Origin of the sequence: Mycobacterium sp. M23085, assembly GCF_045343915.1 — a bacterium.
Classification (GTDB): domain Bacteria; phylum Actinomycetota; class Actinomycetes; order Mycobacteriales; family Mycobacteriaceae; genus Mycobacterium.
Window position 1 is genome coordinate 651,817 of the sequence record NZ_CP174280.1, and the last position, 24,368, is coordinate 676,184.

Here is a 24,368-nt window from a genome sequence, read left to right on the forward strand (position 1 = left end):
GCAGCTAGGTGGCTAGCTTTGCAATCGGATTGGCGCTGCGCGAGCGCCCGCCGGGGTGAAAACCGAGATACGAATTCGTCCTAACGGCACGAGTGACCTTCGGCAGCCGAACGAGTCCGGTCGCGCAGCCGGTGCTTACCGGTGACAGCGACGTCGATGACGTCTTTTCAGGTGTCGCCGCGCAGGTCGCCCAGCATTGGCACCGAGATCACCGCGACGGCGCACGACCAGTAGTCGCCCACATAGACACGCTCACCACCTGCGCTGACCGCCACCGCCTCGGGATGGCTTAGCACCTCGAGAGTCGCTGTGATCGAGTTGGTGATTGTATCGATCACCGAGACTGTGCCGTCGCCGAAATTCGTGCTGTAGGCATGCTTTCCGTCAGGGCTGAGCTGCAGACCCCTGGGTAGGTCGCCGGCGCCCAGGTCGAATGCGCTGGTGGTCGTCGTGTCGATCACGGTCAGTGAATGCTCATTGGTCACATAGACATGGGTGCCGTCCGGGGTGAACACCGTGCCGAGCGGAACGTCCCGCAGGCCGACCGCCTTAACGGTGCCGGCCGCTAGGTTGACCATCGAGACCGAACGTGTGTCGTAGTGGGTTACGCACAGGCAGGTGCCGTCCGGACCCACGGCTACTGACCCCGGACATGCGCCGACGGCGATGGCGTCGGCCACGGTACCGCTGGCAGCATCGACCATAAATAGCCGGCCCGGCGGATATTGGTAGTAGGTGCGGCGGTCGTAGGAAATCACATAAAGTCGTGTCCCCGCGGGGTTGAGCGCAAGCCCGGCGACGTCGTCGATGGGTATGTTGAAACCCGTTGACTCGCTGGCAATGTCGGTTGCGGTCACGAGATCAGCGGCCCCTCTATCGGGGGTCTGGCGACGGACCGCGTACAAGTAGTGCCCGTCCGGGCTGACCATCACATCCGAAACGACGGATGCTCGCAAAACTTTGACGGCGTAGGTGTCGGTGTCGACGACCGACACCGATCCCCCGCGCCGGCTGGCAATCAACCGCTTGCTATTGGCGTTCACCAACAGGTTTGTCGGACGATCGGGCAGCGGAATGCCAGCCACCACTCGGTTCTCGCTGTTGAGCACCATCAGCGACGTGGACAGGGCAACATAGGCATACTCGCCATCACGGCTCACGGTGATGTCGTGGACGTGGCCTTTGACTGGGATCGTCGAAATGACGGTTTCCATGAATTCGCCGTCGTTGGTATTAATTGGATTCGACCACGCAATCCATCCAGTGAGTGCCGCGGCAGACGCGAAACTCTTTGCGGAGTCGCCGCGTCAAAGCCTACGCCGCACTGCCGGTCGCCGGCCGCACGCGGACGCGGACCCTTTTCACGTCCCCGCGCATGCGCACCGCCGATATGATCTCGAACGTCCCGATGACAATCAGGCAGACCCCCACCGCGATGGTCAACGTGACAATTGACGTGAACGGTGCCGCGAGCACGATTATCCCGGCGAGCAAACTGAGAATGCCGAAGAAGGCCCGCCACCCGCGTGCCGGCAGCCCAGGATGGCTGATAGCGGCGACTGTTGTCGCGACGCCATGGAAGATGAAGCCGATGGCGATCCAAATCGCCAACAACAGCACCGCATACGCCTGGCCGAAGTGTCGGAAGGTAAGTACTGCGACGATCAACGCCGCGCCGGCGCCGATGAAAAGTAGGATCCGGCCTCCCGCAGATACGGGCAACGTGAAGGCGGCGAACACCTGGGCGCAGCCGATTGCGAGCAGATACACCCCGAATAACACGGACGCGACCAGTATGGAGATGCCGGGCCACACCAGAATCAGCACACCAAGTGTGACTGCGATCAGCCCCGACGCCAGCGCTGCTTTCCATGCGTGCGGCAACAATTTCGTCGTGTCGATTTCAGGCGTTTCCGCGTGTCCTACGTTAACCACTTCTGCACCTCGTTGATCGTGCGAATCGTTGCGTTGTCACTACAGAGTCTGACAATCCGCTGCGTTGCCGCGTCCACCCACGAGGCCGAACATTTCACACGTGATTCGTGCTGGGAGTTCAACGAATGTCGCCTCCGGCCTGGTCCATCCGGGTAGGCCCCGGCAACGAGGTAGCCAGGCTGTCACGGCGGGGCGAATAGCGACTGACATATTCGCTCCGGCGGGAGCAGGATACCGACGTCCGCAAAGGCGATGCTAGTCAACGGGAAATCCCCATATACATTTCATTGCCGAGTGGAGTCCGAGATGACCGAATGCCTCCAAGGTTTGAGGATCGCACTGCTTGCGGCGGACGGCGTGGGCCAGACCGAACTGGACTGGTCTGGCGATGCGGTGCGGCGAGCGGGCGCGCAGACGCAGCTGTTGTCGCTGCGAACAGGGCAGATCGAATCGCTCGATGAAGACCTCGACCCAAGCCGCGTGTACAGCGTTGATCGGGCGGTGGCCGACGCGTCGGCCGACGAGTACGAGGCGTTGCTTTTGCTGCCCGGCATGTTGAGATCGCACCAGCTTTCCAGCCACGACAGCGTGGTCTCATTCGTCGGTGACTTCATTAGCTTGGGGAAGCCGGTCGGGGTCGTCTGCCATGGCAGCTGGACCTTGCTTGAGGCGGATGTGGCCCCGGGCCGAAATCTCCCGCCCTGTCTGACGATCCGGTCCATGCGACAGACCGGCGCGTCCATATTGGGTGGCGAGCCGACCTCGCAGCACGCGCTGCGCGCGTTCTACAGCACCATTGTCGAAGAGTTTGCCCGCCTTTCCAAGCAGTTAGCTCCCGCGTCGTGCGGCGAGGGCGCAGATCCCGGCGCTTAGCTGGCTGGCCAAGGCACATAGCACCATCAAACCCGTTGCCCCAAGCGACATCCGGCGCGGTGGGAGGTCGATGCTACCGATAAGCAGGAATGGAGCACATCATGAACGCCACATATGCGTTGGCCGCGCGGCTCAAGGCTAAGCCTACTAAGGCACAAGAGGTTGCGGATTTGCTGTCCAGTAGCCTCGCTGATGTCGAGGAAGAACCGGGCACTATCGCGTGGTGCGCCGTCCGCTTCGGATTGCTCGAATTTGGTTTGTATATGGTGTTTCCCGATGAGGTCGGCAGGCAGGCTCATCTTGCCGGCAAGGTAGCCGCGGCGCTCAAAGCCAATACTCATCTCTTTGAGGAGACTCCGGTACTCGAAACAGCTGATGTTCTCGCCGCAAAGCTTCCGGCCGGTGCCCTCGGGCGCGAGGCCAACCCGACCGCTTCGCGCTAACCCGTGTCCCGCGAAGACATCTGGGCGTCTCCGTGGCCGTGACACCGATATTGCGCTAGCCAGCTGAGACCGGCACTCGGACGGATACCTCGCCGACACGTCTGAACTGGAACGTGAACTCGTAAGTCAGCCCACTGCTGATCGCCTTGGTCAGTATCACGGTTGCGGTGGCGATGTTGGCGGGTTTAACCGCTGCCAGCGCGCCGGCGTCCACCCGGTCGGGGTTATCGACGATCAATATGCCACCGGCCGGTATCGCGGTGTTTCCGACTACAGTGACCGCACCGACTTCGGAGGTGACCGCGACGAGGGCGTCCGCGGTGTCCGGTGATTGATTGGCGGCCACCAGCGCCAGGTCAACGGCCATGCCTGGACGCACCGCATAACTGGTCTGCTTGGCACGGATCCGGATGTTGCGCAGCGCAATGTTGTTGAGGGTGGCCATGGACCCGTTGACGGCCGGTTCCATCGCGGCGGTTTGCGAGAGTTGTCCGGCGCCGCAGCCGCTGACCGCGGCGACGGCAATCAGCACGCACGCCGCCGCCGTAACCCGCGTGCGTGGTGTCGACGAGTCCACGATGTGGTCCGATCGGCTAGAGATGGGCGGCCAGACCGTCGTCTACCGGTGTCATACGTCAATTCTCCATTGCCCCAAGGCGATCAGGGCGTGGCCTCAGAGTTTGTTGGCGAGAATGTCCAACTTGCTGATGTCGGGCCTAAAGGCGAACAGCTCGTCGGCCTTCTCCGCGAGGGCCTTTCCAACTGCGCCGCGAAGATGCGCCTCTAGTGCCGCCTCGTCGGGGAAAGCGTCGATGATGCCGAATGTCGACGGACTGAACCGAACCGCAAACCATGGTTTCGTGCCTGGTTCTTGCTCGACGAGCGGCAGCGCCGACAGAAGAAACTTCTCGACTGCGTCCTCCTTGCCGGGCTTGGCCTCGATCCGCACCAGCAATGCCTTTGTCGCCATGCTTACCCCTTTTCCGCTGTCGTTTAAGAAAAGCGAAGGACGTCGCCGGTGTGGCGGAGTGTCCCATCACTTCTCGGTTACCACTTGCCCATCGGCCGCAGACCCAGCCGTTTCACTGCTTGAACGAAAGCCACACCTGCGCGCGAACTGAACGTGCGAAACTACACACGATCCAGTTCGCGCCGCCGATAGCACGGCGACCTGCTCCAGTTCGATTCGCTCGACGCCGTCGGCGGCCAATCGGACTAGGCAGCCTCGACGACGACAGTGCCGTCGTCTGAGATGGTGACGACCACGTCCATGTCATCGGAATCGTCAATGATCGTCAGCAGCTCTATGACGGCATTGCGGAGTTCGGGTGCGTCCATGTTCTGAACGGTTTCGCGGTTGTCCGGGTTGCCTCCGGGCGCCTGTGGGTCTGTGGAGCCGTTTCCGGTGGTGCCTTGGTTTCCGGCGGTGGATTGGGTGTCGGTGGTGCTGTGGTTTTCTGTGTCTTTAGCCATGACTCAACGGTATTCGCTCGTTCGTCGGCAGTAGACGACCCGGCAGGTCGATTCTGAACCGCCGTCCTTGTCATGAGGGATCACTTCTTCCGTACGCTGCCTCCGGGCCGGCGTGTTCCACTGGTGTTGGTCGGGCGACGACGAGGCACCGGCTCCGCGCTAAAGGGTGCACCGTGGGCGGTGTTCCCCTTCGTCCGCGCACGGCAGTCACCCTATCGTGACCATCAATGCGTTCCTGAGACGTAATGCGCTGTCGCGCTGGCGATGTCGACTACTCCGCCGCGGTCGACCGATACACCAGTCCGTACTCGTCGAGTGCGACTACGGCGCTGTCGGTCGCCGCGACGGCGTCCACCCGGATACCTGCGGCAGGACTGCGGCTCTTTACCAACGCGTCGACATCGCGCCAAATGGTTTGGCTGAGTTGCCGTCCAGAGCGGTGATCGACCAGCAGGGCCGCACTCACGAAGCCGTCGGTTTCCGTCAGCCAAGGCACCGCGGTGTCTTCATATCCGGCGATCGCCTCGTCGAGTGCGGCCGGATTCGTCTGATAGACGGTGTGGCGCACTCCGGCTCCGCCCTTTTCCGGCCCCACCCGAGTCACGCTCGCCCTGCTGAAGCGTTCGACCGAGGCGGTGCCGAGCCCGAGACGGAGAGCTTCGTCGCGGATACCGCCCTCTACGCGTTCGCTTTCTCGCATGGCATCGTGCGACACCCAGAACGACTCGAGGACCGCGACAGTCAGGTGGAAAGATACTTGCAACGACACACCCCGCTCACCCGGCTCCGACGCAAGGCGCGATCTGCCGTCCGAAGCGAGGTATGCGATGGCGTCGTCGATCCGTTCAGGGTCGGCGGTTATCAGCGTGCACCGAACATGCATCCGTGGCTCCTTCATCGTCACGACTGCGGGGACTGTGCCGCCATGAGGACCGCAAGCGTGCGTTCGGCCGCCTGCTTTGAGGAGGCCGGATTCTGGCCGGTGACAAGGCGCCCGTCCACCACCACGTGGGAACTCCATGGCTTGCCCTGGTCGAAGTCCGCTCCCTCCTCGCGCAGCCGGGTCTCCAATAGCCACTTGGCGCGCTCGGCCAGACCCGCCTGGCGCTCTTCCTCATTCGTGAAGCCGGTCAGCCGTCGGCCGGCGAACAGCCAGGTGCCGTCCTCGCGGCGGGCCGCCAGCAGTCCGGCCGGCCCGTGGCATACCGCAGCGACGACTCGTCCCGTGTCGAACAGACCGGCCACAATTCGGCCGAGTGGTCGACAGTCCGGCAGATCTTCCATCGGCCCGTGGCCGCCGGGAATGAAGACGGCGTCGTAGTTGCCCAGATCGTCGGCGGCCTGCTCCACCGACATTGGGGCGGCGAGCTCGTGCTCCAGCGATTCCAAATAGCGACGAAGCTCGGCGGCGCGTTCTTCGCCACCGGCGCGATCGGGCGCCAGGCTGACCTGATCGATGCTCGGTCGGACACCGCCAGGAGTGGCGATATCGACGTCGATCTCGGCGTGGCGGAAGGTGCGGTGGGGTTCGACGAATTCCTCGGCCCAGAACCCAGTGGGATGACGGGTGCCGTCGGACAGCGTCCAGTGGTCGCTGCCGGAGAGCACGATCAGTATTCGAGCCATTGAGTACCACCTTGATGATCCGACCGTTCGCCGACATAATGCCGCTGCGTTTGCCTGCGGTCTTGGACACACGGGTGCCAAAACTGTGGCCTTCGCTAGGCCTGAGGGCGCGTCCTTTGCAGCGGTCTCGATCTGCCAGAACAGGCGGTCGGTCGACTCTTACTAACCACAGGCTGGTGCGCCGCAACGCAGAGGCGGGCATTGTCCGAGAAGACCGCCGCTCTGCGGAACAGACAGTTGGAGATGAGCCGATGAATGCTCACGAGTTTTATCGCGACGTCGCCGAGCGCGCCATGCTGTCGAAGGGGGAGGCAGCCGATCTGACGCGTGCGGTACTCGAGGTCTTGGCGATGCGAGTCAGCGCCGGAGAGGTACGGCACCTGATCCGACAACTCCCCGAGGATCTTGGCGACTCAGTGCGATGGAACAGCAAAGGTCCGGAGAAATTCGACCTGGATGACCTGATTGTGCGTGTCAGCAACCGCACTGGGCTGACCAAGACCGAGACTATGACCGGTGTGGAAGCGGTGCTGCTGACCTTGCGGGAGGCGGTTGACCGGAAGGAGTTCAACGACTTCATGTCGCAGCTCCCTGTGGACTTCACCAGGCTCCTCCCGTCGCCTAACCCACCACGGGTGGTATAGAGCCTCCAGTTGCCGTGGCGCAACCACCTGTCAGCACGCTGAGTAAGTTCGAACGCCCTGGCGCCCAGTCGAGGCCCGCGACGAATTCGATTCCGTCGCAACATCGTAGTACCCAGACCACAACTGGCGGCGGTGTGAGAAGTGGAAGTCATGTCAAACATGTTGCAGGGCAGAAAGGTCGCAATTCTGGCAGCCGATTGCGTGGAACGGGTCGAGCTTGTGCATCCGTCCGCGGCGGTGCACCAGGCCGGTGGGCAGACCGAACTGTTGTCTTTGCGTAATGGGTGGATTCGGTTGCGCGACAACGACATCGATCCAGCAGGCACGTTCACTGTCGATCGGGCTGTCGCCGACGCGTCGATCGACGACTACGGCGGCCTGCTGCTGCCGGGCGGGACGGTAAATCCCAACAAGCTGCGCACCGACGAACGTGCAGTCGCATTCGTGCGGGACTTTGTGGAGTCGGGCAAACCGGTCGGGGTGATCTGTCACGGCCCATGGACGCTCATCGAGGCAGGCGTCGTCGCGGGACGAACCCTCACGTCGCATCCCAGCGTCCGGACCGACCTGCGCAACGCGGGCGCTAACGTGGTCGACGAGGAAGTCGCCATTGACCGGAACATCATCTCGAGTCGCTCACCGGACGATCTGCCGGCGTTCTGCGCCGCCATCGTGAAAGCGTTCGCCAAAACCCCGGCAGCGACATGATGACACTCACCCGCGGCTGGTGGAGGTCGCGAAAACCCTTTGATTACCTTGCTGATCCACCGCTGCAGCCCCGACCTTCGCCCAAACGGGCAGCACGCATGGTCTGCGTTAGGCAACAAACCGAGACAACGACACATCGCCGCTAGTACTACCGAGTGTGCAATGCCGTTGGATTTCCCGGCCTGTCAGGTCAGCTGAGGTCACCGGGTTTGGGAGTGGCGGGACGAGGCCGATCGTGACTTGGGCTGGCACAGTCTGGTGAGAAGGCGCGGCAGGCGGCGCCTCGTCCGGCGTGGACGGATTCCCTACCGAGGCGAGGTCGCCGATGCATACACCATCGATCGCACGCAAGACCGTCTGGATGCTGCTGGCGGTCGCGGTCGCCGTAGCTTTCTGTGCTGGATGCCGCGCAGATCGTAACGCTAGCCCGCCGACCACACCCACCTCACCCACTGGCCAATCGGCCACCGTTCCGGCAGCCGCGGTGGACATACCCACACTGGTTCGGCAGACGGAGCCCTCGGTGGTCACGGTGCTCACGGAAAATGGCCTGGGCAGCGGCATCGTGTACAAAGCCGACGGCACAATCATCACCGATGCGCACGTGGTCGCCGGGGCCCACCAGATCACGGTGGCCTTCGCCGACGGGCAGCAGGTAACCGCGAAGGTTCGTGCGGCGGACAAAGTGGCCGACGTCGCGGTCTTGCAGGCGGACCGGGGTGGGCTGACTCCCGCGAGATTTGAGAAGTCGCTGCCGGAGGTCGGTGCGCTGGCCGTGGTCATCGGCAGTCCGCTGGGGTTCGAGGCCACCGTCACGTCGGGCATCATCTCCGGCCTGCACCGCCAGATCCCCGGGTCCGCATCCGCCGACGCTCCACTGGTTGACCTGGTCCAGACCGACGCGCCGATCTCGCCCGGCAACTCCGGCGGGGCTTTGATCGACGGACGAGGACACGTGGTCGGCGTGTGTGAGGCCTATATACCCCCGTCGGCTGGCGCGGTCGCCCTGGGTTTTGCCACAGCGGCCGCGACGGTCGTCGACGTCGCTGACCAGTTGTTAGCGACCGGCACTGCCCACCATGCCTACATCGGCATTCAGCCCCGCACCCTGACCCCCCAGATCGCCCAGCAGCTGGGGGTCAACCGCCCCGACGGCGTCGTCGTGCTGGCGGTGGGCACGCCCGGTCCGGCGGCGGACGCGGGCATCAAGCCGGGCGACGTTATCACCGCGGTAAATGGTCGGGACACTCCGACGGCCGAGAGCTTCATATCGGCACTTCTGGGGAGTAAACCAGGCGACAAGATCCAGCTGACGGTGCAACGCGGCGGCGCGACCCAACAGATTTCGGTCACTGTCGCAGACCGCCCCACCACGTAATCGGCGGCCCCCGGCGACCGACGTTCCGGGTGGATGGGAGGTGTCGGTGATCGACAGGGCATCACCGGACCAGCGGACGGCCTACCACGAGGACCGTACGGTCGGCACGCTTGAGCTGTTCTTCGACCTCGTCTACGTCTATGCGATGTCGGAGGTAACGACCCTGATGCTGGCGAATGTCTCGTGGACCGGATTCGGCCAAGGGGCGCTGGCACTGGCGGCGATCTGGTGGGCGTGGGAGAACTATGCCTGGCTGACCAACACCTTCGAGCACGCGGACCCGACCGCGCGCATCCTGATCTACTTCGCGATGGCTGCGATGCTCATCGCAGCGACGGCGCTGCCGAACGCCTTCGGAAAGATGGCGCTGGTCTTCGCGACCGCCTACGTGTTCGTCCGGCTGCTTCACGTGGTGCTGCTCGTACGCGCGACGCGGGGAGATGAGGAGCTCCGCACACCCACCCTCCAGCTGGTGCCCTACCTGCTGTTCGGTTCCGGGCTCATTGTCGTGGGAGCCTTCATGACGTCGCCATCCCGGGAGCTGCTGTGGCTAGTGTCCGCGACGGTCGACCTCAGCGGGCCGCTCATAGCCGGGCGCGCCGGGTGGCGGGTGTCCCCGCGATACTTCGTCGAGCGGCACGGTCTCATCGTGATCATCGCCCTCGGCGAGTCGATCGTCCGTGCGGGTGGCGGCGCGAAGGACAGCATCGGCCGGCCGCTGACCGCCGTCGCGGTGTTGACGGCGGTGCTCATCGCCGCCGGGATGTGGTGGACGTACTTCGAGCCGAGCCCCCTCGCCGCCGCGCGGCTGCGGCGGCTGAGCCCGGCTCGCCGGGCCCGGCACGCCCGCGACGCCTACAGCTATCTCCACCTGGTGCTGGTCACTGGCATCGTCTTCTTCGCCCTCGGCGTGTACGAGGCCGTGGGACACCCGGACGAGCGGATGGCGCCGCTGCCAGGTGTCGCCCTCAGCGGCGGCGTCGCATTGTTCTATCTCGGCGACGTCGCCTACCGGTGGCGCGACCACCGCAGGATCATGGTCGACCGGCTCGTGGCCGGGGGCGTCATGGCTGCGACCGTCCCACTCACCGTGCGACTACCCGCACTCACCACGCTGACCGTCCTGCTGTTGGTCTCCGCCCTGCGCGTCATCTGGGAGATCCGGGGCGGGAACGATCCGCCGCGGGTGCCCCTCGGCTGGCGCCTTCGGCCCGGTCCCGCTGGGATCCGGACGGGAGGGGGCAGCCGCGCCGCCACGTGGGCTGTTCGTCACGACTCGCCTGGTCTGGCTTCCAGGTGGCGCCACGCGGGCCCAGGTGGCCGACGACGACGTCGCCGAGGACGCTCTGATCCGGATCACGTTGCCGGTCAAGGGAACCCGTGACGCACTGTCTAAGTCCCCCAAGGGGGCGATTAACCACCCGGCGGGTCGACGCTACGTCGCAGCGGAGCCCACCTGATCTGACCAACAACCTCGGATCCGCGTCCTGCACTGCGGCACCGACTGCTCATCCAAGTCACACACGATCCCTCCCGCGACTACCAAACCGCCGGGGTGTCAAATGCGGGAACGTTCGAAAACCGGCTAGGTGTAAACGATGTCTCGGGACACCTGTCAACGATGTCCCGAGACATGACAGGGCGGGATCCGAGCTGAGGCTTAATCTTCGGCGCCCGCTCGACTGGCGTCGAAGGTTGGAGTGCACTTCCTGTCTTGAAGGAAGCCCGACGCGGTGGTCGGTGTAACACCGTCCATCGAAACGGGTAACGATACCACCGAGGGTTGCGAAAGCACTGTGCCATAATGTAATTGCTGTAATCGGTCAGAGACGTCCGTCAAAGACGTTGGCACATAACCATCTCCGGTGACAGCTAGCGCACCGCTAGTTGCAGGCGCTTACGGCGCCGCACCAAAATACTCGGCAGCCACTCCCCCACCTCGACCGCTTCAATCCAGGTGGTGCGCTCCAGCACCGTCCGGAACACGATCTGGGCTTCCAATCGCGCCAGCGCCGCGCCTATGCAGAAGTGCGCGCCTTTGCCGAAGGTCACGTGCCCCTTCGCGCCGGTCCGGTCGAGTCGAAATTCGTTCGGCGCCTCGAAGTGCGTCGGGTCGCGATTGGCCGCACCCCACATCAACAGCAGGTGCGAATTCGCCGGCACCTCAACACCACCAAGTACTGTGTCCCGCCAGACGTGTCGGTAGTGACCCCGAAACGGAGGTTCGTAGCGCAACGCCTCTTCGATGAAGGCATTCAACAACTCTGGGCGGTCGCGCAGCTCCTGCTGGATATGCGGGCGTTCGGCGAGGATCCAGGCCGCACTACCCAGCAGCGACGCCGTCGATTCACCGGCCGCGCTGAACAGGGTCAGCATGATGCCCATGGCCACAGCTTGGTCAACCTCGCCGGATGCGTAACGCGCCGCCATATCCGGTATCAGTCCGGGCTCGTCACTGCCGGCCGCCTTCTCGAAATGCTCCATGACGTAGTTCGCCAACTCGAAGGCCGCGACCCCGGCTTCCTCCAGCTGAGCCTGGGTGACGACGCCGTCGAGCAGGGTGGTAGTCGCAAATCCCAGCCGGATGAGATCGTCGACGTCGGTGGCAGGCAGACCCAGCAGCTTGGCGACGACCATCATCGGCAGCCGGTTGGCGATCGCGCTCATCCACTCGATCTGCCCGTCACGCACATTCTGATCCCACAATTCTTGGGCGACGTCACAGGCAAAATCCTCGATGACGCGAACGCGCTTTGCCGACAGATGCGGCAATAGAATCTTTCGGTGTACCGCGTGCACCGGATCGTCGGCGGTGGCCAAGGCGTGGCCCGGGCTGCCCGGCTCCATCATGGGAAACGGCTCTACTGATCCGTCCTGCCGGTACACCATCGTCGCGGTCAGGTTCGAGGAGAAATCTGCGACCCGCTCGACGGCATCGATGAGCGCGTCCCACCCGCACACGGCATAGAACTCCGAGTCACCGATGCGGTGCACCGGGCTCTCTGATCGCATCCGGTCGTAGAGCGGATAGGGATCCTGCAACGCCTCGGCGCCGAAGAAGCTGCTCGGTTCAGCGAGAACTGTCACCGATCCAGGTTGCGGGTCTGGCCAGACAGAATCAATATCCGCGCCCATGTTGAAAAAGCCCGCACCACCAGCCAATCCCATCAACTCTCACCAAATGCCCACGACCAGCCATTGCCTTGAGGAAATTGGGCCCTGGTTTCTCATAGTGAGAGAGATAGCCCCGAAAATTGTCTGATGCGGTGGCGTGAGCCGCGGCGATCAGCCGCCGGCGCGGGTATGCGGCCGGAAGCACTCGCACGGAATTGTCGCGATGAGAAAAGGTGCACTGTCAATCGATCCCCTTGTTTTCGACGACCCGGACACCTTCCGAGTCGACCGCAATCCGAGAATGCATGTCGCATTCGGGTACGGCGCCCACATGTGTCTCGGCGCGCCGTTGGCCCGGCTCGAGGCACACGCGGTGCTGAGGGAACTCACCAACCGAGTCTCGCAGATCACTCCGATGGCTGCAGACCACGATCTCCTGCAGGAATTCAACAAGTTGGTGTGATGGTGAGGACCTCGACACCCTCGCGCGCGGACGGGGCGAATCGGGTCAGGCGGCGTATCGCCGGCAGCGTCACTGTGTTGAACGGCGACCGGGGAAGCACCCGCGCGATTTTCCTCAGGTCGGGGTGGTAGCGGTCAGACCGGATACGTGACACCAGTCAACTCCTCGGAGACAGTCCACAAACGTTCCTGCACCCGTTGGTCGTAGGACTTCTTACTGGAATGGACGAGCGTGGGGTAGCCCGCCATCTCCAGGAATCCGTCCGGTCCCCAGTACTGGCCGCCCTGCACATCAGGCATCGTCGCGGCGTACAGCTGTGGCAGTGCGCCCTTCGCGGGATCCTGGCCGATGAAACGGTCCGAGAACTTCATCATCGCCTGGACCGGTTTGGCCATGTTGCGGAAGAGGTCGGACTTTGTATAGCCGGGATGCGCAGTCACCGTCATCAGCGGCGCGCCCGACTTGACCAGCCGACGATGAAATGCGTAGCAGAACATCAGGTTCGCCAGCTTCGACTGAGCGTAGGCCAGCGCACTGCTGTACCGGCGCTCCCACTGGAGATCGTCGAAATGGATGGCACCGCCGAGCTTGTGGTCCAAACTTGCCACCACCACCACGCGAGCCCCGTCGACGCCGAGCATGTTCTCGAGCAGCAGTCCCGTCAGCGCAAAGTGGCCGAGGTGGTCGGTGGCGAACTGCAACTCGAACCCGTCAGGTGTCGTCGTCTTGGGCGGGAACGCCACCGCGGCATTATTGATGAGCAAGTCGGTGCGGGCGTGCTCGTTCTTTAGGGCCTGGGCAGCGGAGCGCACCGCTTGCAACGAGCTCAGATCGAGGGCTTGGACGCTCACGTCGGCATCCGGCGCCACTTCGAGAATGCGCTTGCGGGCGACCTCTCCCTTGTCGACATCGCGTACTGCAAGAACTACCGAGGCGCCATGCTGGGCGAGCGCGCGTGCAGTGTCGTAGCCGAGCCCAGTATTCAGTGAGGTCAATGACGTGCGGCGAAGTTGATAATCGAGTCGCGAGCCGGAGCGAGTCGCTCTCCTCAGCATCGATCTTTCAACAGGCACTTTCGGTGATAATTGCCTCCGGCGCCATCTCACCGTGAGGGAAGCGTTCCATCTGGTCGCATTTGCAGGCAGCATTGACCCATGCCGAAGATTGATTGGCTGGTCGGGGCAGACCGGAATAGCGCCGCCGCGGACAAGATCTACGCCGCGGCCGCCGACCTCATCGCCGAGGTCGGTTATGACGCTTTCACTATCGAAGCGCTGGCCGCGAGGATCCATTGCTCGCCCGCGACTATTTATCGGCGCGCTGGCGGCAAGGCAGCCATTCGCGACGCCGTCGTAGCGATCCAGGCCACCCGGATCCTGCATTCTGTACGTGACGCCATCGACGGACTTAGCGGTTCGGATCGCGTTGTCAAAGCAACGCTTTCGGCGCTACAACGCATCCAGTCAGATCCCGTGGTCGAGTCGATGTCATCCTTCCAGATAGCGCCTGACGTTGATTGGGTGACCACCTCGCCCGTGATCGCCAGCTTTGCCGCCGAGATGCTCGGAGAGGACAATCAAGACCCTCTCGCGGCGCAATGGCTCATCCGGGTCTTCCTAGCTCTATTGTGCTGGCCTGTCAGAGACAGCGCTGCCCAGCACGCACTGGTAGAGCGCTTTCTGGGCGCATCGTTCAATGGCGATTGAAGCTGGCGAGCTTCACCTCACCTCCCACGCGACATAGAGGTTGCGCGGGCGGCGCCGTCGACCGCCCTTCGTGGCGAGGTGCTAGGTATTGGTCCTCTAGCGGCAAACCGCCTCTGACTGCTGTCGGGCTGACAGGATTTGAACCTGCGACCACTTGACCCCCAGTCAAGTGCGCTACCAAACTGCGCCACAGCCCGCGCGCCGGTGCATGCACCGGCAGCAGGTCGAAAGCCTACCGTAAACGCGCCACCGCCTTGGCACGGCCTCGCGGAGCGCGTCGAGTGTGCACTGACGGCGTTGAGTGTGTGCTGAGGGTGGCAAAAGTCGCCGATTCCCGCCGTGGATGCAGAGTCAACGTGCCAGGAGAGGCCGCGCTCAGCTCAGCGCCGCCGGGCTCCCCGCTTTTCGCGCACCCGCACGTTGATCCGGATCGGCGACCCCTCGAACCCGAAGGCCTCGCGCAGCCGGCGCTCCAGGAAGCGCCGATACCCGGCCTCCAGAAAACCGGTGGTGAACAGCACGAACGTCGGGGGCCGCGCGGTGGCCTGGGTGGCGAACAGGATGCGCGGCTGCTTGCCCCCACGCACCGGGGGCGGCGTGGCCGCCACCACCTCCTTGAGCCACGAATTCAGCGGGCCGGTCGGGATCCGCGCATCCCACGACGCCAGCGCGGTGTCCAGGGCGGGCACCAGCTTCTGCAGCGCCCGCCCGGTTTTCGCGGAGATGTTGACGCGCGGCGCCCACCGCAGCTGCACCAGTTCCCGGTCGATTTCGCGCTCCAGCAGTTCGCGGCGGTCTTCGTCCACCAAGTCCCACTTGTTGAAGGCCAGCACCAGGGCGCGGCCGGACTCGATGACCATCGACAGCACCCGCTGGTCCTGTTCGGTGAGCGGCTCCGACCCATCGATCAGCACGATCACCACCTCGGCCGCGTCGATGGCCGAATGCGTGCGCACCGAGGCGTAGAACTCGTGCCCGCTGGCCTGGCCGACCTTGCGCCGCAGACCCGCGGTGTCGACGAACCGCCACACCCTGTCGCCCAGCTCGATCAGCGAATCCACCGGGTCCACCGTCGTCCCGGCGACGTCGTGCACCACCGACCGCTGATCGCCGGCGAGCTTGTTCAGCAGCGAGCTCTTTCCGACGTTGGGCTTGCCGACCAGCGCGACGCGCCGCGGGCCACCGGACGTGGGCGCCACCTCGGACACCTCGGGCAGCGCGGCCAGCACCGCGTCGAGCAGATCCGCCACTCCCCGACCGTGTATCGCGCTGATCGCGTACGGCTCCCCGAGCCCCAGCGACCACAGCATCGCGGCGTCCGCCTCGACCTTGTCGCTGTCAACCTTGTTGGCCGCCAAGAACACCGGCTTGCCGGACCGCAGCAGGATCCGGGCGGCGGCCTCGTCGGCCGAGGTGGCGCCGACGACGGCGTCGACCACCAGGATCACCGCATCGGCGGTGCGCATGGCGACCGAGGCCTGCTCGGCCACCAGCTGCTGCAGCCCCTTGGCGTCGGGCTCCCACCCCCCGGTGTCCTGCACGACGAACCGGCGGCCGGTCCACAGCGCGTCGTACGACACCCGGTCCCGGGTGACGCCCGGGACGTCCTGCACTACCGCTTCCCGCCGGCCCAGGATCCGGTTCACCAGCGTCGACTTGCCGACGTTGGGCCGGCCGACCACCGCCACCACCGGCGCCGGGCCTGCCTCCTCCGCTTCGTCCAGACCGAATTCGACTGAATCCCAGTCGCTTTCGTCGCTCCATGTGCCGTCTTGACTCACCGCACCGCTCCGCTTCGCTGGTCGACCAGGTCCCGCAGGTGCGAAATCACCTGGGCCTCGGTCATCTCGCTGGTGTCGACCACCACTGCGTCCGGGGCCGCCCGCAGCGGAGACACCGCCCGGGTGGAATCCAGATGGTCGCGGCGGCGGACGTCCGCCAGCACCGCCTCGTAATCGTCGGCCAGCCCGGCCGCCACGTTCTGATCGTTGCGCCGCCGCGCCCGGGTCTCGGCGGAGGCCGTCAGGAAGATCTTCACCGGCGCGTCGGGCAGCACGACGGTGCCGATGTCGCGGCCCTCGACGACGATACTGCCCGGGCCCTCGGCCATTTCGCGCTGCAGGTCCACCAGCCGGGTGCGCACGGCGGGAATCGCGGACACTGCCGACACCGCGGCGGTGACCCGGTCGCCGCGGATCTCGGCCGAAACATCCTCTCCGTCAAGGAAATAACGGTCGCCATCGGGGTGGTAGTCCACCGACATCCGCACCGCTTCCGCCGTGTGCGCGACGGCTTCGCCATCCGCGGGGTCGATGTCGGCTCGCAATACCGCCAGCGTCACCATCCGGTACATCCCGCCGGTGTCCAGGTAGCGGGCGCCCAGTGCTTTCGCCAATCCCTTTGACACCGACGATTTTCCGGTGCCGGCCGGGCCGTCGATGGCAATGACGATGCCAGAGCTCACAGGCCCACCGCTTTGTACAGCTGGCCGATCTCGTGCTGCGCCAGCGCCCGGAAGGTACCCGGGCGCTGCTTGCCCAGCGACACGGGCCCGATGTCGGTGCGCACCAGCGACTCCACCGGGAATCCCGCGGTCGCCAGCAGCCGGCGCACGATGCGATTGCGCCCCTCGTGCAACGTCACCCGCACCAGCGTCTTGCCGGGAATGGCGTCCACCACCGCGAACTCGTCGAGTTTGGCCACCCCGTCGTCCAATTCGATGCCGGCGCGCAGCTTCTTGCCGAGCCCCCGGGGCACCGAACCGGTGACCGTCGCCAGGTAGGTCTTGGGCACCTCGTGGGAGGGATGCATCAGGCGGTGGGCGAGCTCGCCGTCGTTGGTCAGCAGGATCAGCCCTTCGGTGTCGGCGTCCAACCGCCCGACGTGAAACAGGTTCTTGTTGCCGCGCACCTTGCGCTCCACCAGATCTCCGATGCACGGGCGGCCGTGGTCGTCGGACATGGTCGAGTGCACACCGCGCGGCTTGTTCAGCGCCAGGTAGACCTGCGAGTCGTCGAGCACCACCCGGGCGCCGTCCACGCGGATCACCGAGGAGTCCGGGTCCACGCGGGTGCCCAGCTCGGTCACCACCTGCCCGTCCACCTCGACGCGGCCGTCGATGATCAACTTCTCGGCGGCCCGCCGCGACGCAATTCCGGCCTGGGACAACACTTTTTGCAGCCGGATCCCCTGAGCGTCGTCCATCAATCCTGGTCCACGTCGAACGTCAGCGCCTGGTCGGACGGCTGACCGCCGGAGAGTTTGATGAACCGCGGCTCGCTGTCCAGGGATTCGCTGAGATCCTCGATCGTGTCGACGTCGGGAAGCAGCGGCGCGATATCCGGCAGGTCGGCCAGCGAGGTCAGCCCCAGGCGCTCCAGGAACAGGTCGGTGGTGGCGAACGTCGTCGCGCCGGTGTCCTCGTCGACTCCGGCCTCGGTGATCAGGCCGCGCGCCAGCAGCGTGCGCATCACGGCGTCGACGTTGACACCGCGCACCGCGCTCACCCGCGCGCGGGTCACGGGCTGGCGGTAGGCGACCACGGCCAGTGTCTCCAACGCGGCCCGGGTGAGCTTGGACCGCGCGCCGTCCAGCAGCAGCTTCTCGACATAGGGCGCGAACCGGGCGCGGGTGTACATCCGCCAGCCCTCGCTGTTTTGCCGGAGGTCGATGCCGCTGTCGCGTTCGGTCAGTTGCTCGGATATCTCCTGCAATTTGGTGGCGATCCGGTACACCGGCTGCTGGGTGGCCGACGCCAGCGCCTCCGCGGTGACCGGGGTGTCCACCACCAGCAGCAGCGCCTCCAGCACCGAGCCGAGTTCCTCGGACTCCATGGGCGCGACCTCGGCGATGTCCGGAATGCCTGAATCCAGGTCGATCTCGGGCAGTTCTTCACTCAACCTATTCGTCCCGCACTTCTACCAAGGCTTCACTGGCCGGACGTTCCCCGGTCCATGAGATTTGGAGCACGCCAAGCGGCTCTGACTGGTCGAATGCTACCGCCCGGGACCGATACAGTTCGAGCAGCGCCAGGAACCGCCCGACCACCTCCATCGATGCCTCGCAATCGGCGACCAGCTCGGAGAAGGTGGCCCACGCGCCGCTGCCCCGCGCTTCCAGAATGGCCAGCAGCTTCTTGGCCTGCTCGGGAACCGAGACCTGGACCTGGTGCAGGTGCCCGACGGACACCGTCGGGACGGGTCGCGGGCTGAACGCGATCGCGGCGATCTGGGCGAAGCGTTCGGCGTCCACGCCGATCATCACCTCGGGCAGCAGTTCGGTGAACCGCTCCTCCAGCGACACCGAGCGCGGATAACTGCGCAACGCCGTGGCCTCGAGTTCGGCGAACATCTCGGCGACGTGCTTGAACGCGCGGTACTGCAGCAGCCGGGCGAACAGCAGGTCGCGCACCTCCAGCAGCGCCAGATCTTCGTCGTCGTCGACCCGTCCGGCGGGCAGCAGCCGCGCCGCCTTCAAATCCAGCAGGGTCGCGGCGACCACCAGGAACGCCGTGGTCTCCTCCAGCTCCAGCTGCGGACCGATTTCGCGGGTATAGGCGATGAAGTCGTCGGTGACCTGGTGCAGCGCCACCTCGGTCACGTCGAGGCGATGGGCGAAGATCAGCTGCAGCAGCAGGTCGAACGGACCCTCGAAATTGGTCAGGCGAACCTGGAAGCCGTTCTGCTGTGTCGCCTCACCGGTTTCGGTCGGGTTCACGCGCCGAATCGGTCGATGAACTCGCGGGCCAGCGCGCGATAGGCGATGGCCCCGGTCGATCTCGGGGCCCAGGTGGTGATGGGTTCGCCGGCGACGCTGGTCTCCGGAAACCGGACGGTCCGGGTGATCACGGTGTCGAACACCAGGTCACCGAAGCGCCCCACCACACGGGCCATCACCTCGCGCGAGTTGACCGTGCGGGGGTCGTACCGGGTGAGCAGGATCCCGCTGATCTCGAGCTTCGGGTTGAGCCGGTCGCGCACCTTGTCGACGGTGTCGGTCAGCAACGCCAGCCCGCGCAGCGAGAAGTACTCGCACTCGGTGGGGATCACCACGCCGTCGGCGCAAGCCAGGCCGTTGACGGTGAGCAGCCCCAGCGAAGGCTGGCAGTCGATCAGCACGTAGTCGTAGCGGTCCAGCACCGGGTGCAGGGCGCGGCCCAGCGTCTGTTCCCGGCCCACCTCGTTGACCAGCTGAATCTCGGCGGCCGACAGGTCGATGTTGCTGGGCACCAGATCCATGTGCTTGACCCGGGTCTGCAGCAGCACGTCGTCGATCGACACCCGCGGCTCGACCAGCACGTTGTGGATGGTCTTGTCCAGCTCGTAGTGCGGGACGCCCAGGCCCGCGGACAGCGCGCCCTGCGGGTCCATGTCCACCAGCAGCACCCGGCGGCCGTATTCAGCGAGCGCCGCACCCAGGTTGATCGTGGACGTGGTCTTGCCGACGCCGCCCTTCTGGTTGCACATGGCGACGACTTTGGCCGGGCCGTGCGAGGTGCGCGGCTGTGGCTCCGGGATCGCCCGCGGCGGCCGCCCGGTCAGACCGAGCTCGACGCCGTTGTCCGGCTGCTCGGTCATGGCGGGGGTGTTCGGGAGGTGAACATCGACGGAAAGTCTAACGGGTTCGGCGCACGAAACCGGGCGACCCGCAGGCAATTAACCAGCCAATATGGACAAACCTCGGTGGTGAAACGCACATTCCGACAGCCTATTCACTTCAGTCACAGCAGCACCAATTTCCGGGGCGGATCCGGCTCCGAAAACGCGCTTGCACCGACGCAATCGCCTCCGGCAATCACCCGCCGCCGCCCCGCGGCGGGTCCGACCGAAATCGCCACCCGCCTATCGTGGCGGCTATGAATCTCAAGCGACGGATACCTCTGCTGCGTTGGTCGGTCTGGCGGATGGCTACCGGGAATCGCAACATCACCATCACGGGCCAGATGGGTGATGGACGCGAAGCCGCCGCTGTCGAATACGTCCTGCACAACGCGCAGGCCGGCGACATCGACGACGTGCTGGCCGCCATCGACAAATTCGCCTACGACAAGTCGATGCTGATCAACGTCGGCGACGAGAAGGGACTGCTGCTCGACGCCGCGGTGCGCCGCGCCGAGCCGGCGCTGGCCCTCGAGCTGGGCACCTACGTCGGATACGGCGCGCTGCGGATCGCCAGGGCCGCCCCGAACGCGAGGGTGTACTCCGTCGAACTCGCCGAGGCCAACGCCGCCAACGCCCGGCGGATCTGGGCGCACGCCGGTGTCGCCGACCGGGTCACCTGCGTGGTCGGCACCATCGGCGATGGCGGCCGCACCCTCGACGCGCTGGCCAACGAGCATGGATTTCGCGACGGCACACTCGATTTCGTGTTTCTCGACCACGATAAGGACGCCTACCTGAACGACCTGGCGAGCATCCTGGAGCGCGGCTGGCTGCATACGGGCTCGATCGTGGTCGCCGACAACGTCCGGGTGCCGGGCGCACCGAAGTACCGCGAGTACATGCGCCGGCACCAGGGCGAGCTGTGGAACACCGTCGAGCACAAGACGCACCTGGAATACCAAACACTGGTACCGGATCTGGTGCTGGAGTCGGAATACCGGGGCTGATAAAGCTACTGCGCCCGGGGGTGGGCTTCGGCCCACACCTCGCGCAGCGCGTGCACGGTGACCATGGTGTAGATCTGCGTCGTCGTCACCGAGGCGTGACCCAGCAGCTCCTGCACGACGCGCACGTCGGCGCCGCCCTCCAGCAGGTGGGTGGCGAAGGAATGCCGCAGCATGTGCGGCGACACTCCCGAGGTGATCCCGGCGCGCTCGGCCGCGTCCTGCAGGACCTGCCACGCGCTCTGCCGCGACAACCGGCCGCCGCGCACATTGAGGAAGATGCCCGGCGTTCCGCGCCCGCGCCGGGCCAGCTCCGAGCGGCCTCGCACCAGATAGGAATCCAGCGCGGCGACGGCCGGACGGCCGATCGGCACCAGCCGCTGCTTGCCGCCCTTGCCACGCAACAACACCGACCGGGCGTGCGTGTCGACGTCGTCGACGTCCAGGCCGACGGCCTCGGAGATCCGCGCGCCGGTGGAGTACAGCAGTTCCAGCAGCGCCCGGTTGCGCAGGGTCAACGGGCCGTCGGCCGGGCTCTCGCCGCCCGCGCCCTCCAGCAGCGCCAGGACCTGGTCGATGGTCAGGCTTTTGGGCAGCCGGCGGCCCGGCGTCGGCGGCCGGACAGCGCGCGCCACGTCGAGTTCGGCCAGGCCTTCGGCGGCGGCGAACCGATGCAGGCCACGCACCGCGATCAGCGCCCGCGCCGCCGACACCGCCGACAGCGCGGCGGCCCCGGTGTCGGGGTCCCCGCGGCGCAGCGCCACCAGAAACTCGCTGACGTCGTTCTCGGCCACCTTGGCCAAATCGTGAATTCCGCGGTCCGACAAGTGTTTCGTGTACCGGCGCAGGTCCCGGCGGTACGAGCTCAGCGTGTTGGCGGCCACGCCGCGCTCGATTGTCAGGTGGTCGAGGTAGCCCTGTAGCTGTGACTCCAGGGCAGCTTTCACCGCGAGGCCTTCCGGGCCGCGAATGCGGTCGGCTTGTCTTTCCACGGACTGCCCACCGGGCGCGTGTGCATGAACTCTCTGGTGACCACGTGTGCGGCCATAATCCCAGCGACGGCAATGGCATTGACGATCTCACCGCCGAGTGCCCGCTGCGCGGCATCCTCCAGGGAAAACCACTGCAGCTTCATGTCGGCTTCTTCGTCATGCGCCTCGGGCCGATCCACTTGGCTCAATTCGGTTGCCAGATAGACGCGCACCGATTCGTCGCTGAAGCCGGGCGTGGAATCCAGGTCTACCAGCACCCGCCAGTCATCGGCTTGCAGGCCGGCCTCTTCCCGCAGCTCCCTGGCCGCGGTCAGATGCGGCGCCTCGCCGTGGACGTCGAGCAGCCCGGCGGGCAGCTCCCACAGCCGGCGACCGAGCGGGTGCCGATACTGATAGACCATGAGGATGTTGTCGTCGTCGTCCATCGCCACCACGGCGACGGCGCCGAAGTGCTCGACGACCTCCCTGGTGACTTCGTTGCCGCCCGGCATCTGAACCTGGTCGCGCCGCAGCGCGAAAATCTTTCCGGTGTATAAGGTCTCGGACGACGTAGTCTCGAAGACGTGCTCAGCCACGGGCTGCGGGTTCAGGTAGCGACCGCTCTTTGACCTGATTGCCGTTCGACGAGTGCTCGGGTATCTCGACGGGCAGCAGCTCGCCCGCCTTGTAGTCGATGGCCGCGCCGACGAATGCGACGAACAGCGGGTGCGGCCGGGTGGGCCGGCTCTTCAGCTCCGGGTGAGCCTGAGTTCCGACGATGAACGGGTGCACGTCCGGTGGATACTCGACAAACTCCACCAGGTGGCCGTCCGGGGACGTCCCGGAGAACCGCAAGCCGCTCTCTGCGATCTTGTCGCGGTAGGCGTTGTTGACCTCGTAGCGATGCCGGTGACGCTCGGACACCTCGGTGGCGCCATAGGCTTGGGCCACAATCGATTCCGGTTCAAGCACGGCGGGGTAGGCGCCCAGCCGCATGGTGCCGCCCAGGTCGGCCGCGCCGGCGACGATATCCACCTGGTCGGCCATCGTGGAGATGACGGGGTCGAGTGTGTCCGGGTCGAACTCCGCCGAATTGGCCTCGGCCAGGCCGGCGGCGCGGGCCGCCTCGATCACGATGCATTGCAGGCCCAGGCACAGACCGAGCACCGGCAACCCCCGGGTGCGGGCGTGGCGAATGGCGCCGATCTTGCCCTCGATGCCGCGGATGCCGAACCCGCCGGGGATCAGCACGCCGTGCACGTCGCCCAGCGCCGCCGCGGCACCGGCTCCGCTCTCGCAGTCGTCGGAGGGCACCCAGACCAGCTCCACCTTGGCGTGGTGCTTGAACCCGCCGGCCCGCAGCGCCTCGGTGACCGACAGATAGGCGTCGGAAAGCTCAACGTACTTGCCCACCAACGCGATTCGCACGATCTCGTGCGGCTCGTGCACCCGGCGCAGCAGGTCGTCCCATTCGGTCCAGTCGACGTCGCGGAACGGCAGGTTGAGCCGGCGCACCACGTAGGCGTCGAGTTCCTCGCGGTGCAACACCTTCGGGATGTCATAGATCGACGGCGCGTCCGGGGTGGAGATGACGCCGTCGATGTCGACGTCACACATCAGCGCGATCTTGTTCTTCAGCGCTTCGGGGACGTCGCGGTCGCAGCGCAGGATCAGCGCGTCGGGGGTGATACCGATGCTGCGCAGCGCCGCCACCGAGTGCTGGGTGGGTTTGGTCTTGAGTTCGCCCGAGGGGGCCAGGTAGGGCACCAGCGAGACGTGCAGGAAGAAGACGTTTTCGCGGCCCAGATCGTGGCGCACCTGACGCGCCGCCTCCAGGAAGGGCTGCGACTCGATGTCGCCGACGGTGCCGCCGATCTCGGTGATGACCACGTCGGGCCGGTTGCCCTGGGCGTCGGGCTGGGCCATCGACATGATGCGCCCTTTGATCTCGTCGGTGATGTGCGGAATCACCTGGACGGTGTCGCCGAGGTATTCGCCCCGCCGCTCCTTGGCGATGACGGTCGAATACACCTGCCCCGTAGTGACATTGGCCGAACCGGACAGATCGCGGTCCAGGAACCGTTCGTAATGGCCGACGTCGAGGTCGGTTTCGGCGCCGTCCTCGGTGACGAAGACCTCGCCGTGCTGGAACGGGTTCATGGTGCCCGGATCGACGTTGAGGTACGGATCGAGCTTTTGCATCGTCACGTACAACCCGCGGGCCGTCAGTAGCTGACCAAGGCTGCTGGCGGTCAACCCCTTGCCCAACGAGGAAGCGACGCCCCCGCTGACGAAGAGGTGCTTGGTGGCGGATTGCGGGTGCTTTCGCACAGGCGACCTCCGTGAAGACGGGCAGGGCGTCAAAATTGTTCTAGCGAATAACTAGATGGGCCTGCCGACCCACGGAAACCCACCCTAACATCCACCGCG

At 65.4% G+C, this 24,368-nt stretch carries 26 protein-coding genes, 1 tRNA gene and 1 pseudogene; 9 read left to right on the forward strand and 19 right to left on the reverse strand.

Features of this window, described 5'->3' with window-relative positions:
- Positions 1-167: 167 nt before the first annotated feature.
- Positions 168-1,214 carry a YncE family protein gene (locus ACIUM1_RS02695; protein ID WP_406815758.1) on the reverse strand — a complete coding sequence of 349 codons (1,047 nt, stop codon included), beginning with the start codon at positions 1,212-1,214 and terminating at the stop codon, positions 168-170.
- A 100-nt stretch (positions 1,215-1,314) separates the two neighbouring features.
- Complete coding sequence (locus ACIUM1_RS02700) at positions 1,315-1,887, reverse strand: HdeD family acid-resistance protein (protein ID WP_406817501.1); 573 nt, start codon at positions 1,885-1,887, stop codon at positions 1,315-1,317.
- Positions 1,888-2,241: 354 nt separating this feature from the next.
- Here ACIUM1_RS02700 and ACIUM1_RS02705 point away from each other — a divergent pair, with 354 nt between their 5' ends.
- A complete protein-coding gene (locus ACIUM1_RS02705; protein ID WP_406815759.1) occupies positions 2,242-2,808 on the forward strand; it encodes a DJ-1/PfpI family protein in 567 nt (188 codons plus the stop codon).
- Positions 2,809-2,909: 101 nt separating this feature from the next.
- Positions 2,910-3,251, forward strand: a complete 342-nt coding sequence (locus ACIUM1_RS02710) for a putative quinol monooxygenase (RefSeq protein WP_406815760.1) — start codon at positions 2,910-2,912, stop codon at positions 3,249-3,251.
- A gap of 55 nt (positions 3,252-3,306) precedes the next feature.
- Here ACIUM1_RS02710 and ACIUM1_RS02715 read toward each other — a convergent pair whose 3' ends face one another.
- The 5 genes from ACIUM1_RS02715 to ACIUM1_RS02735 form a co-directional block, all read right to left on the reverse strand.
- On the reverse strand, positions 3,307-3,828 hold the full coding sequence (locus ACIUM1_RS02715; RefSeq protein WP_406815761.1) for a hypothetical protein: 522 nt from the start codon (positions 3,826-3,828) through the stop codon (positions 3,307-3,309).
- 96 nt (positions 3,829-3,924) lie between these two features.
- The gene (locus ACIUM1_RS02720; RefSeq protein ID WP_406815762.1) at positions 3,925-4,221 is read right to left on the reverse strand and encodes a putative quinol monooxygenase; all 297 of its coding nucleotides are present in this window, start codon (positions 4,219-4,221) and stop codon (positions 3,925-3,927) included.
- Positions 4,222-4,466: 245 nt separating this feature from the next.
- Positions 4,467-4,724 carry a hypothetical protein gene (locus tag ACIUM1_RS02725; RefSeq protein ID WP_406815763.1) on the reverse strand — a complete coding sequence of 86 codons (258 nt, stop codon included), beginning with the start codon at positions 4,722-4,724 and terminating at the stop codon, positions 4,467-4,469.
- A 271-nt stretch (positions 4,725-4,995) separates the two neighbouring features.
- Positions 4,996-5,607, reverse strand: a complete 612-nt coding sequence (locus ACIUM1_RS02730; RefSeq protein WP_406815764.1) for a hypothetical protein — start codon at positions 5,605-5,607, stop codon at positions 4,996-4,998.
- Positions 5,608-5,624: 17 nt separating this feature from the next.
- Complete coding sequence (locus ACIUM1_RS02735; protein ID WP_406815765.1) at positions 5,625-6,350, reverse strand: type 1 glutamine amidotransferase domain-containing protein; 726 nt, start codon at positions 6,348-6,350, stop codon at positions 5,625-5,627.
- A 251-nt stretch (positions 6,351-6,601) separates the two neighbouring features.
- Between ACIUM1_RS02735 and ACIUM1_RS02740 the strand changes: the two genes are divergently transcribed.
- From ACIUM1_RS02740 to ACIUM1_RS02755, 4 genes are all read left to right on the forward strand, one after another.
- Positions 6,602-6,994: a DUF2267 domain-containing protein gene (locus ACIUM1_RS02740; protein WP_406815766.1), complete on the forward strand. Its 393-nt coding sequence runs from the start codon at positions 6,602-6,604 to the stop codon at positions 6,992-6,994.
- Positions 6,995-7,144: 150 nt separating this feature from the next.
- Positions 7,145-7,702 (forward strand): type 1 glutamine amidotransferase domain-containing protein, encoded by a 558-nt coding sequence (locus tag ACIUM1_RS02745; RefSeq protein WP_406815767.1) that lies wholly within the window; start codon positions 7,145-7,147, stop codon positions 7,700-7,702.
- Between the two features lie 484 nt (positions 7,703-8,186).
- The gene (locus ACIUM1_RS02750) at positions 8,187-9,080 is read left to right on the forward strand and encodes a S1C family serine protease (RefSeq protein WP_406815768.1); all 894 of its coding nucleotides are present in this window, start codon (positions 8,187-8,189) and stop codon (positions 9,078-9,080) included.
- Between the two features lie 46 nt (positions 9,081-9,126).
- Positions 9,127-10,464 (forward strand): low temperature requirement protein A, encoded by a 1,338-nt coding sequence (locus tag ACIUM1_RS02755; protein ID WP_406815770.1) that lies wholly within the window; start codon positions 9,127-9,129, stop codon positions 10,462-10,464.
- A 488-nt stretch (positions 10,465-10,952) separates the two neighbouring features.
- Here ACIUM1_RS02755 and ACIUM1_RS02760 read toward each other — a convergent pair whose 3' ends face one another.
- Positions 10,953-12,167, reverse strand: coding sequence for a cytochrome P450 (locus ACIUM1_RS02760; protein WP_406815771.1), 1,215 nt, complete (start codon positions 12,165-12,167; stop codon positions 10,953-10,955).
- A gap of 244 nt (positions 12,168-12,411) precedes the next feature.
- On the opposite strand from ACIUM1_RS02760, the pseudogene ACIUM1_RS02765 reads away from it, so the two are divergent.
- Positions 12,412-12,606: pseudogene (locus ACIUM1_RS02765) on the forward strand (cytochrome P450); the annotation flags it as partial.
- A 185-nt stretch (positions 12,607-12,791) separates the two neighbouring features.
- Here ACIUM1_RS02765 and ACIUM1_RS02770 read toward each other — a convergent pair.
- The gene (locus ACIUM1_RS02770; protein WP_406815772.1) at positions 12,792-13,712 is read right to left on the reverse strand and encodes an oxidoreductase; all 921 of its coding nucleotides are present in this window, start codon (positions 13,710-13,712) and stop codon (positions 12,792-12,794) included.
- A 99-nt stretch (positions 13,713-13,811) separates the two neighbouring features.
- On the opposite strand from ACIUM1_RS02770, the gene ACIUM1_RS02775 reads away from it, so the two are divergent.
- On the forward strand, positions 13,812-14,363 hold the full coding sequence (locus ACIUM1_RS02775) for a TetR/AcrR family transcriptional regulator (protein ID WP_406815773.1): 552 nt from the start codon (positions 13,812-13,814) through the stop codon (positions 14,361-14,363).
- 123 nt (positions 14,364-14,486) lie between these two features.
- Here the strand turns inward: ACIUM1_RS02775 and ACIUM1_RS02780 are convergent.
- The 7 genes from ACIUM1_RS02780 to ACIUM1_RS02810 all read right to left on the reverse strand — a co-directional run bounded on the left by ACIUM1_RS02780 (position 14,487) and on the right by ACIUM1_RS02810 (position 19,939).
- A tRNA-Pro gene (locus ACIUM1_RS02780) sits at positions 14,487-14,560 on the reverse strand.
- Between the two features lie 183 nt (positions 14,561-14,743).
- Positions 14,744-16,144 (reverse strand): ribosome biogenesis GTPase Der, encoded by a 1,401-nt coding sequence (gene der / locus ACIUM1_RS02785; RefSeq protein ID WP_406815774.1) that lies wholly within the window; start codon positions 16,142-16,144, stop codon positions 14,744-14,746.
- Positions 16,141-16,827 carry a (d)CMP kinase gene (gene cmk, locus ACIUM1_RS02790; protein WP_406815775.1) on the reverse strand — a complete coding sequence of 229 codons (687 nt, stop codon included), beginning with the start codon at positions 16,825-16,827 and terminating at the stop codon, positions 16,141-16,143. Before cmk ends, der begins: the two co-directional genes overlap by 4 nt.
- Entirely contained in the window at positions 16,824-17,567 is a 744-nt protein-coding gene (locus ACIUM1_RS02795) for a pseudouridine synthase (protein ID WP_406815776.1), read from the reverse strand. Before ACIUM1_RS02795 ends, cmk begins: the two co-directional genes overlap by 4 nt.
- Entirely contained in the window at positions 17,567-18,262 is a 696-nt protein-coding gene (gene scpB, locus ACIUM1_RS02800; protein WP_406815777.1) for an SMC-Scp complex subunit ScpB, read from the reverse strand. The genes ACIUM1_RS02795 and scpB overlap by 1 nt, the downstream gene beginning before the upstream one ends.
- A gap of 1 nt (position 18,263) precedes the next feature.
- Positions 18,264-19,079 carry a segregation/condensation protein A gene (locus ACIUM1_RS02805; protein ID WP_406815778.1) on the reverse strand — a complete coding sequence of 272 codons (816 nt, stop codon included), beginning with the start codon at positions 19,077-19,079 and terminating at the stop codon, positions 18,264-18,266.
- Positions 19,076-19,939 carry a ParA family protein gene (locus tag ACIUM1_RS02810; RefSeq protein ID WP_406815779.1) on the reverse strand — a complete coding sequence of 288 codons (864 nt, stop codon included), beginning with the start codon at positions 19,937-19,939 and terminating at the stop codon, positions 19,076-19,078. The genes ACIUM1_RS02805 and ACIUM1_RS02810 overlap by 4 nt, the downstream gene beginning before the upstream one ends.
- A 278-nt stretch (positions 19,940-20,217) precedes the next feature.
- Here ACIUM1_RS02810 and ACIUM1_RS02815 point away from each other — a divergent pair, with 278 nt between their 5' ends.
- Positions 20,218-20,970: an O-methyltransferase gene (locus ACIUM1_RS02815; RefSeq protein WP_406815780.1), complete on the forward strand. Its 753-nt coding sequence runs from the start codon at positions 20,218-20,220 to the stop codon at positions 20,968-20,970.
- Positions 20,971-20,975: 5 nt separating this feature from the next.
- On the opposite strand, the gene xerD is transcribed toward ACIUM1_RS02815, so the two are convergent.
- The 3 genes from xerD to ACIUM1_RS02830 are packed head-to-tail and all read right to left on the reverse strand — an operon-like array spanning position 20,976 to position 24,269.
- On the reverse strand, positions 20,976-21,914 hold the full coding sequence (gene xerD, locus ACIUM1_RS02820) for a site-specific tyrosine recombinase XerD (protein ID WP_406815781.1): 939 nt from the start codon (positions 21,912-21,914) through the stop codon (positions 20,976-20,978).
- Positions 21,911-22,534 (reverse strand): NUDIX domain-containing protein, encoded by a 624-nt coding sequence (locus tag ACIUM1_RS02825; RefSeq protein ID WP_406815783.1) that lies wholly within the window; start codon positions 22,532-22,534, stop codon positions 21,911-21,913. The genes xerD and ACIUM1_RS02825 overlap by 4 nt, the downstream gene beginning before the upstream one ends.
- A complete protein-coding gene (locus tag ACIUM1_RS02830) occupies positions 22,527-24,269 on the reverse strand; it encodes a CTP synthase (protein WP_406815784.1) in 1,743 nt (580 codons plus the stop codon). The genes ACIUM1_RS02825 and ACIUM1_RS02830 overlap by 8 nt, the downstream gene beginning before the upstream one ends.
- Positions 24,270-24,368: the final 99 nt, after the last annotated feature.

Excerpts from the sequence above, each read along its gene's own strand:
- ACIUM1_RS02775 (WP_406815773.1), top strand. The coding sequence starts at position 13,812 with ATGCCGAAGATTGATTGGCTGGTCGGGGCAGACCGGAATAGCGCCGCC.
- ACIUM1_RS02795 (WP_406815776.1), bottom strand. The coding sequence starts at position 17,567 with ATGGACGACGCTCAGGGGATCCGGCTGCAAAAAGTGTTGTCCCAGGCC.
- ACIUM1_RS02705 (WP_406815759.1), top strand. The coding sequence starts at position 2,242 with ATGACCGAATGCCTCCAAGGTTTGAGGATCGCACTGCTTGCGGCGGAC.
- ACIUM1_RS02725 (WP_406815763.1), bottom strand. The coding sequence starts at position 4,724 with ATGGCTAAAGACACAGAAAACCACAGCACCACCGACACCCAATCCACC.
- ACIUM1_RS02815 (WP_406815780.1), top strand. The coding sequence starts at position 20,218 with ATGAATCTCAAGCGACGGATACCTCTGCTGCGTTGGTCGGTCTGGCGG.
- ACIUM1_RS02720 (WP_406815762.1), bottom strand. The coding sequence starts at position 4,221 with ATGGCGACAAAGGCATTGCTGGTGCGGATCGAGGCCAAGCCCGGCAAG.
- ACIUM1_RS02770 (WP_406815772.1), bottom strand. The coding sequence starts at position 13,712 with ATGCTGAGGAGAGCGACTCGCTCCGGCTCGCGACTCGATTATCAACTT.
- ACIUM1_RS02810 (WP_406815779.1), bottom strand. The coding sequence starts at position 19,939 with ATGACCGAGCAGCCGGACAACGGCGTCGAGCTCGGTCTGACCGGGCGG.
- ACIUM1_RS02710 (WP_406815760.1), top strand. The coding sequence starts at position 2,910 with ATGAACGCCACATATGCGTTGGCCGCGCGGCTCAAGGCTAAGCCTACT.
- ACIUM1_RS02695 (WP_406815758.1), bottom strand. The coding sequence starts at position 1,214 with ATGGAAACCGTCATTTCGACGATCCCAGTCAAAGGCCACGTCCACGAC.
- ACIUM1_RS02740 (WP_406815766.1), top strand. The coding sequence starts at position 6,602 with ATGAATGCTCACGAGTTTTATCGCGACGTCGCCGAGCGCGCCATGCTG.
- ACIUM1_RS02745 (WP_406815767.1), top strand. The coding sequence starts at position 7,145 with ATGTCAAACATGTTGCAGGGCAGAAAGGTCGCAATTCTGGCAGCCGAT.
- ACIUM1_RS02735 (WP_406815765.1), bottom strand. The coding sequence starts at position 6,350 with ATGGCTCGAATACTGATCGTGCTCTCCGGCAGCGACCACTGGACGCTG.
- ACIUM1_RS02730 (WP_406815764.1), bottom strand. The coding sequence starts at position 5,607 with ATGCATGTTCGGTGCACGCTGATAACCGCCGACCCTGAACGGATCGAC.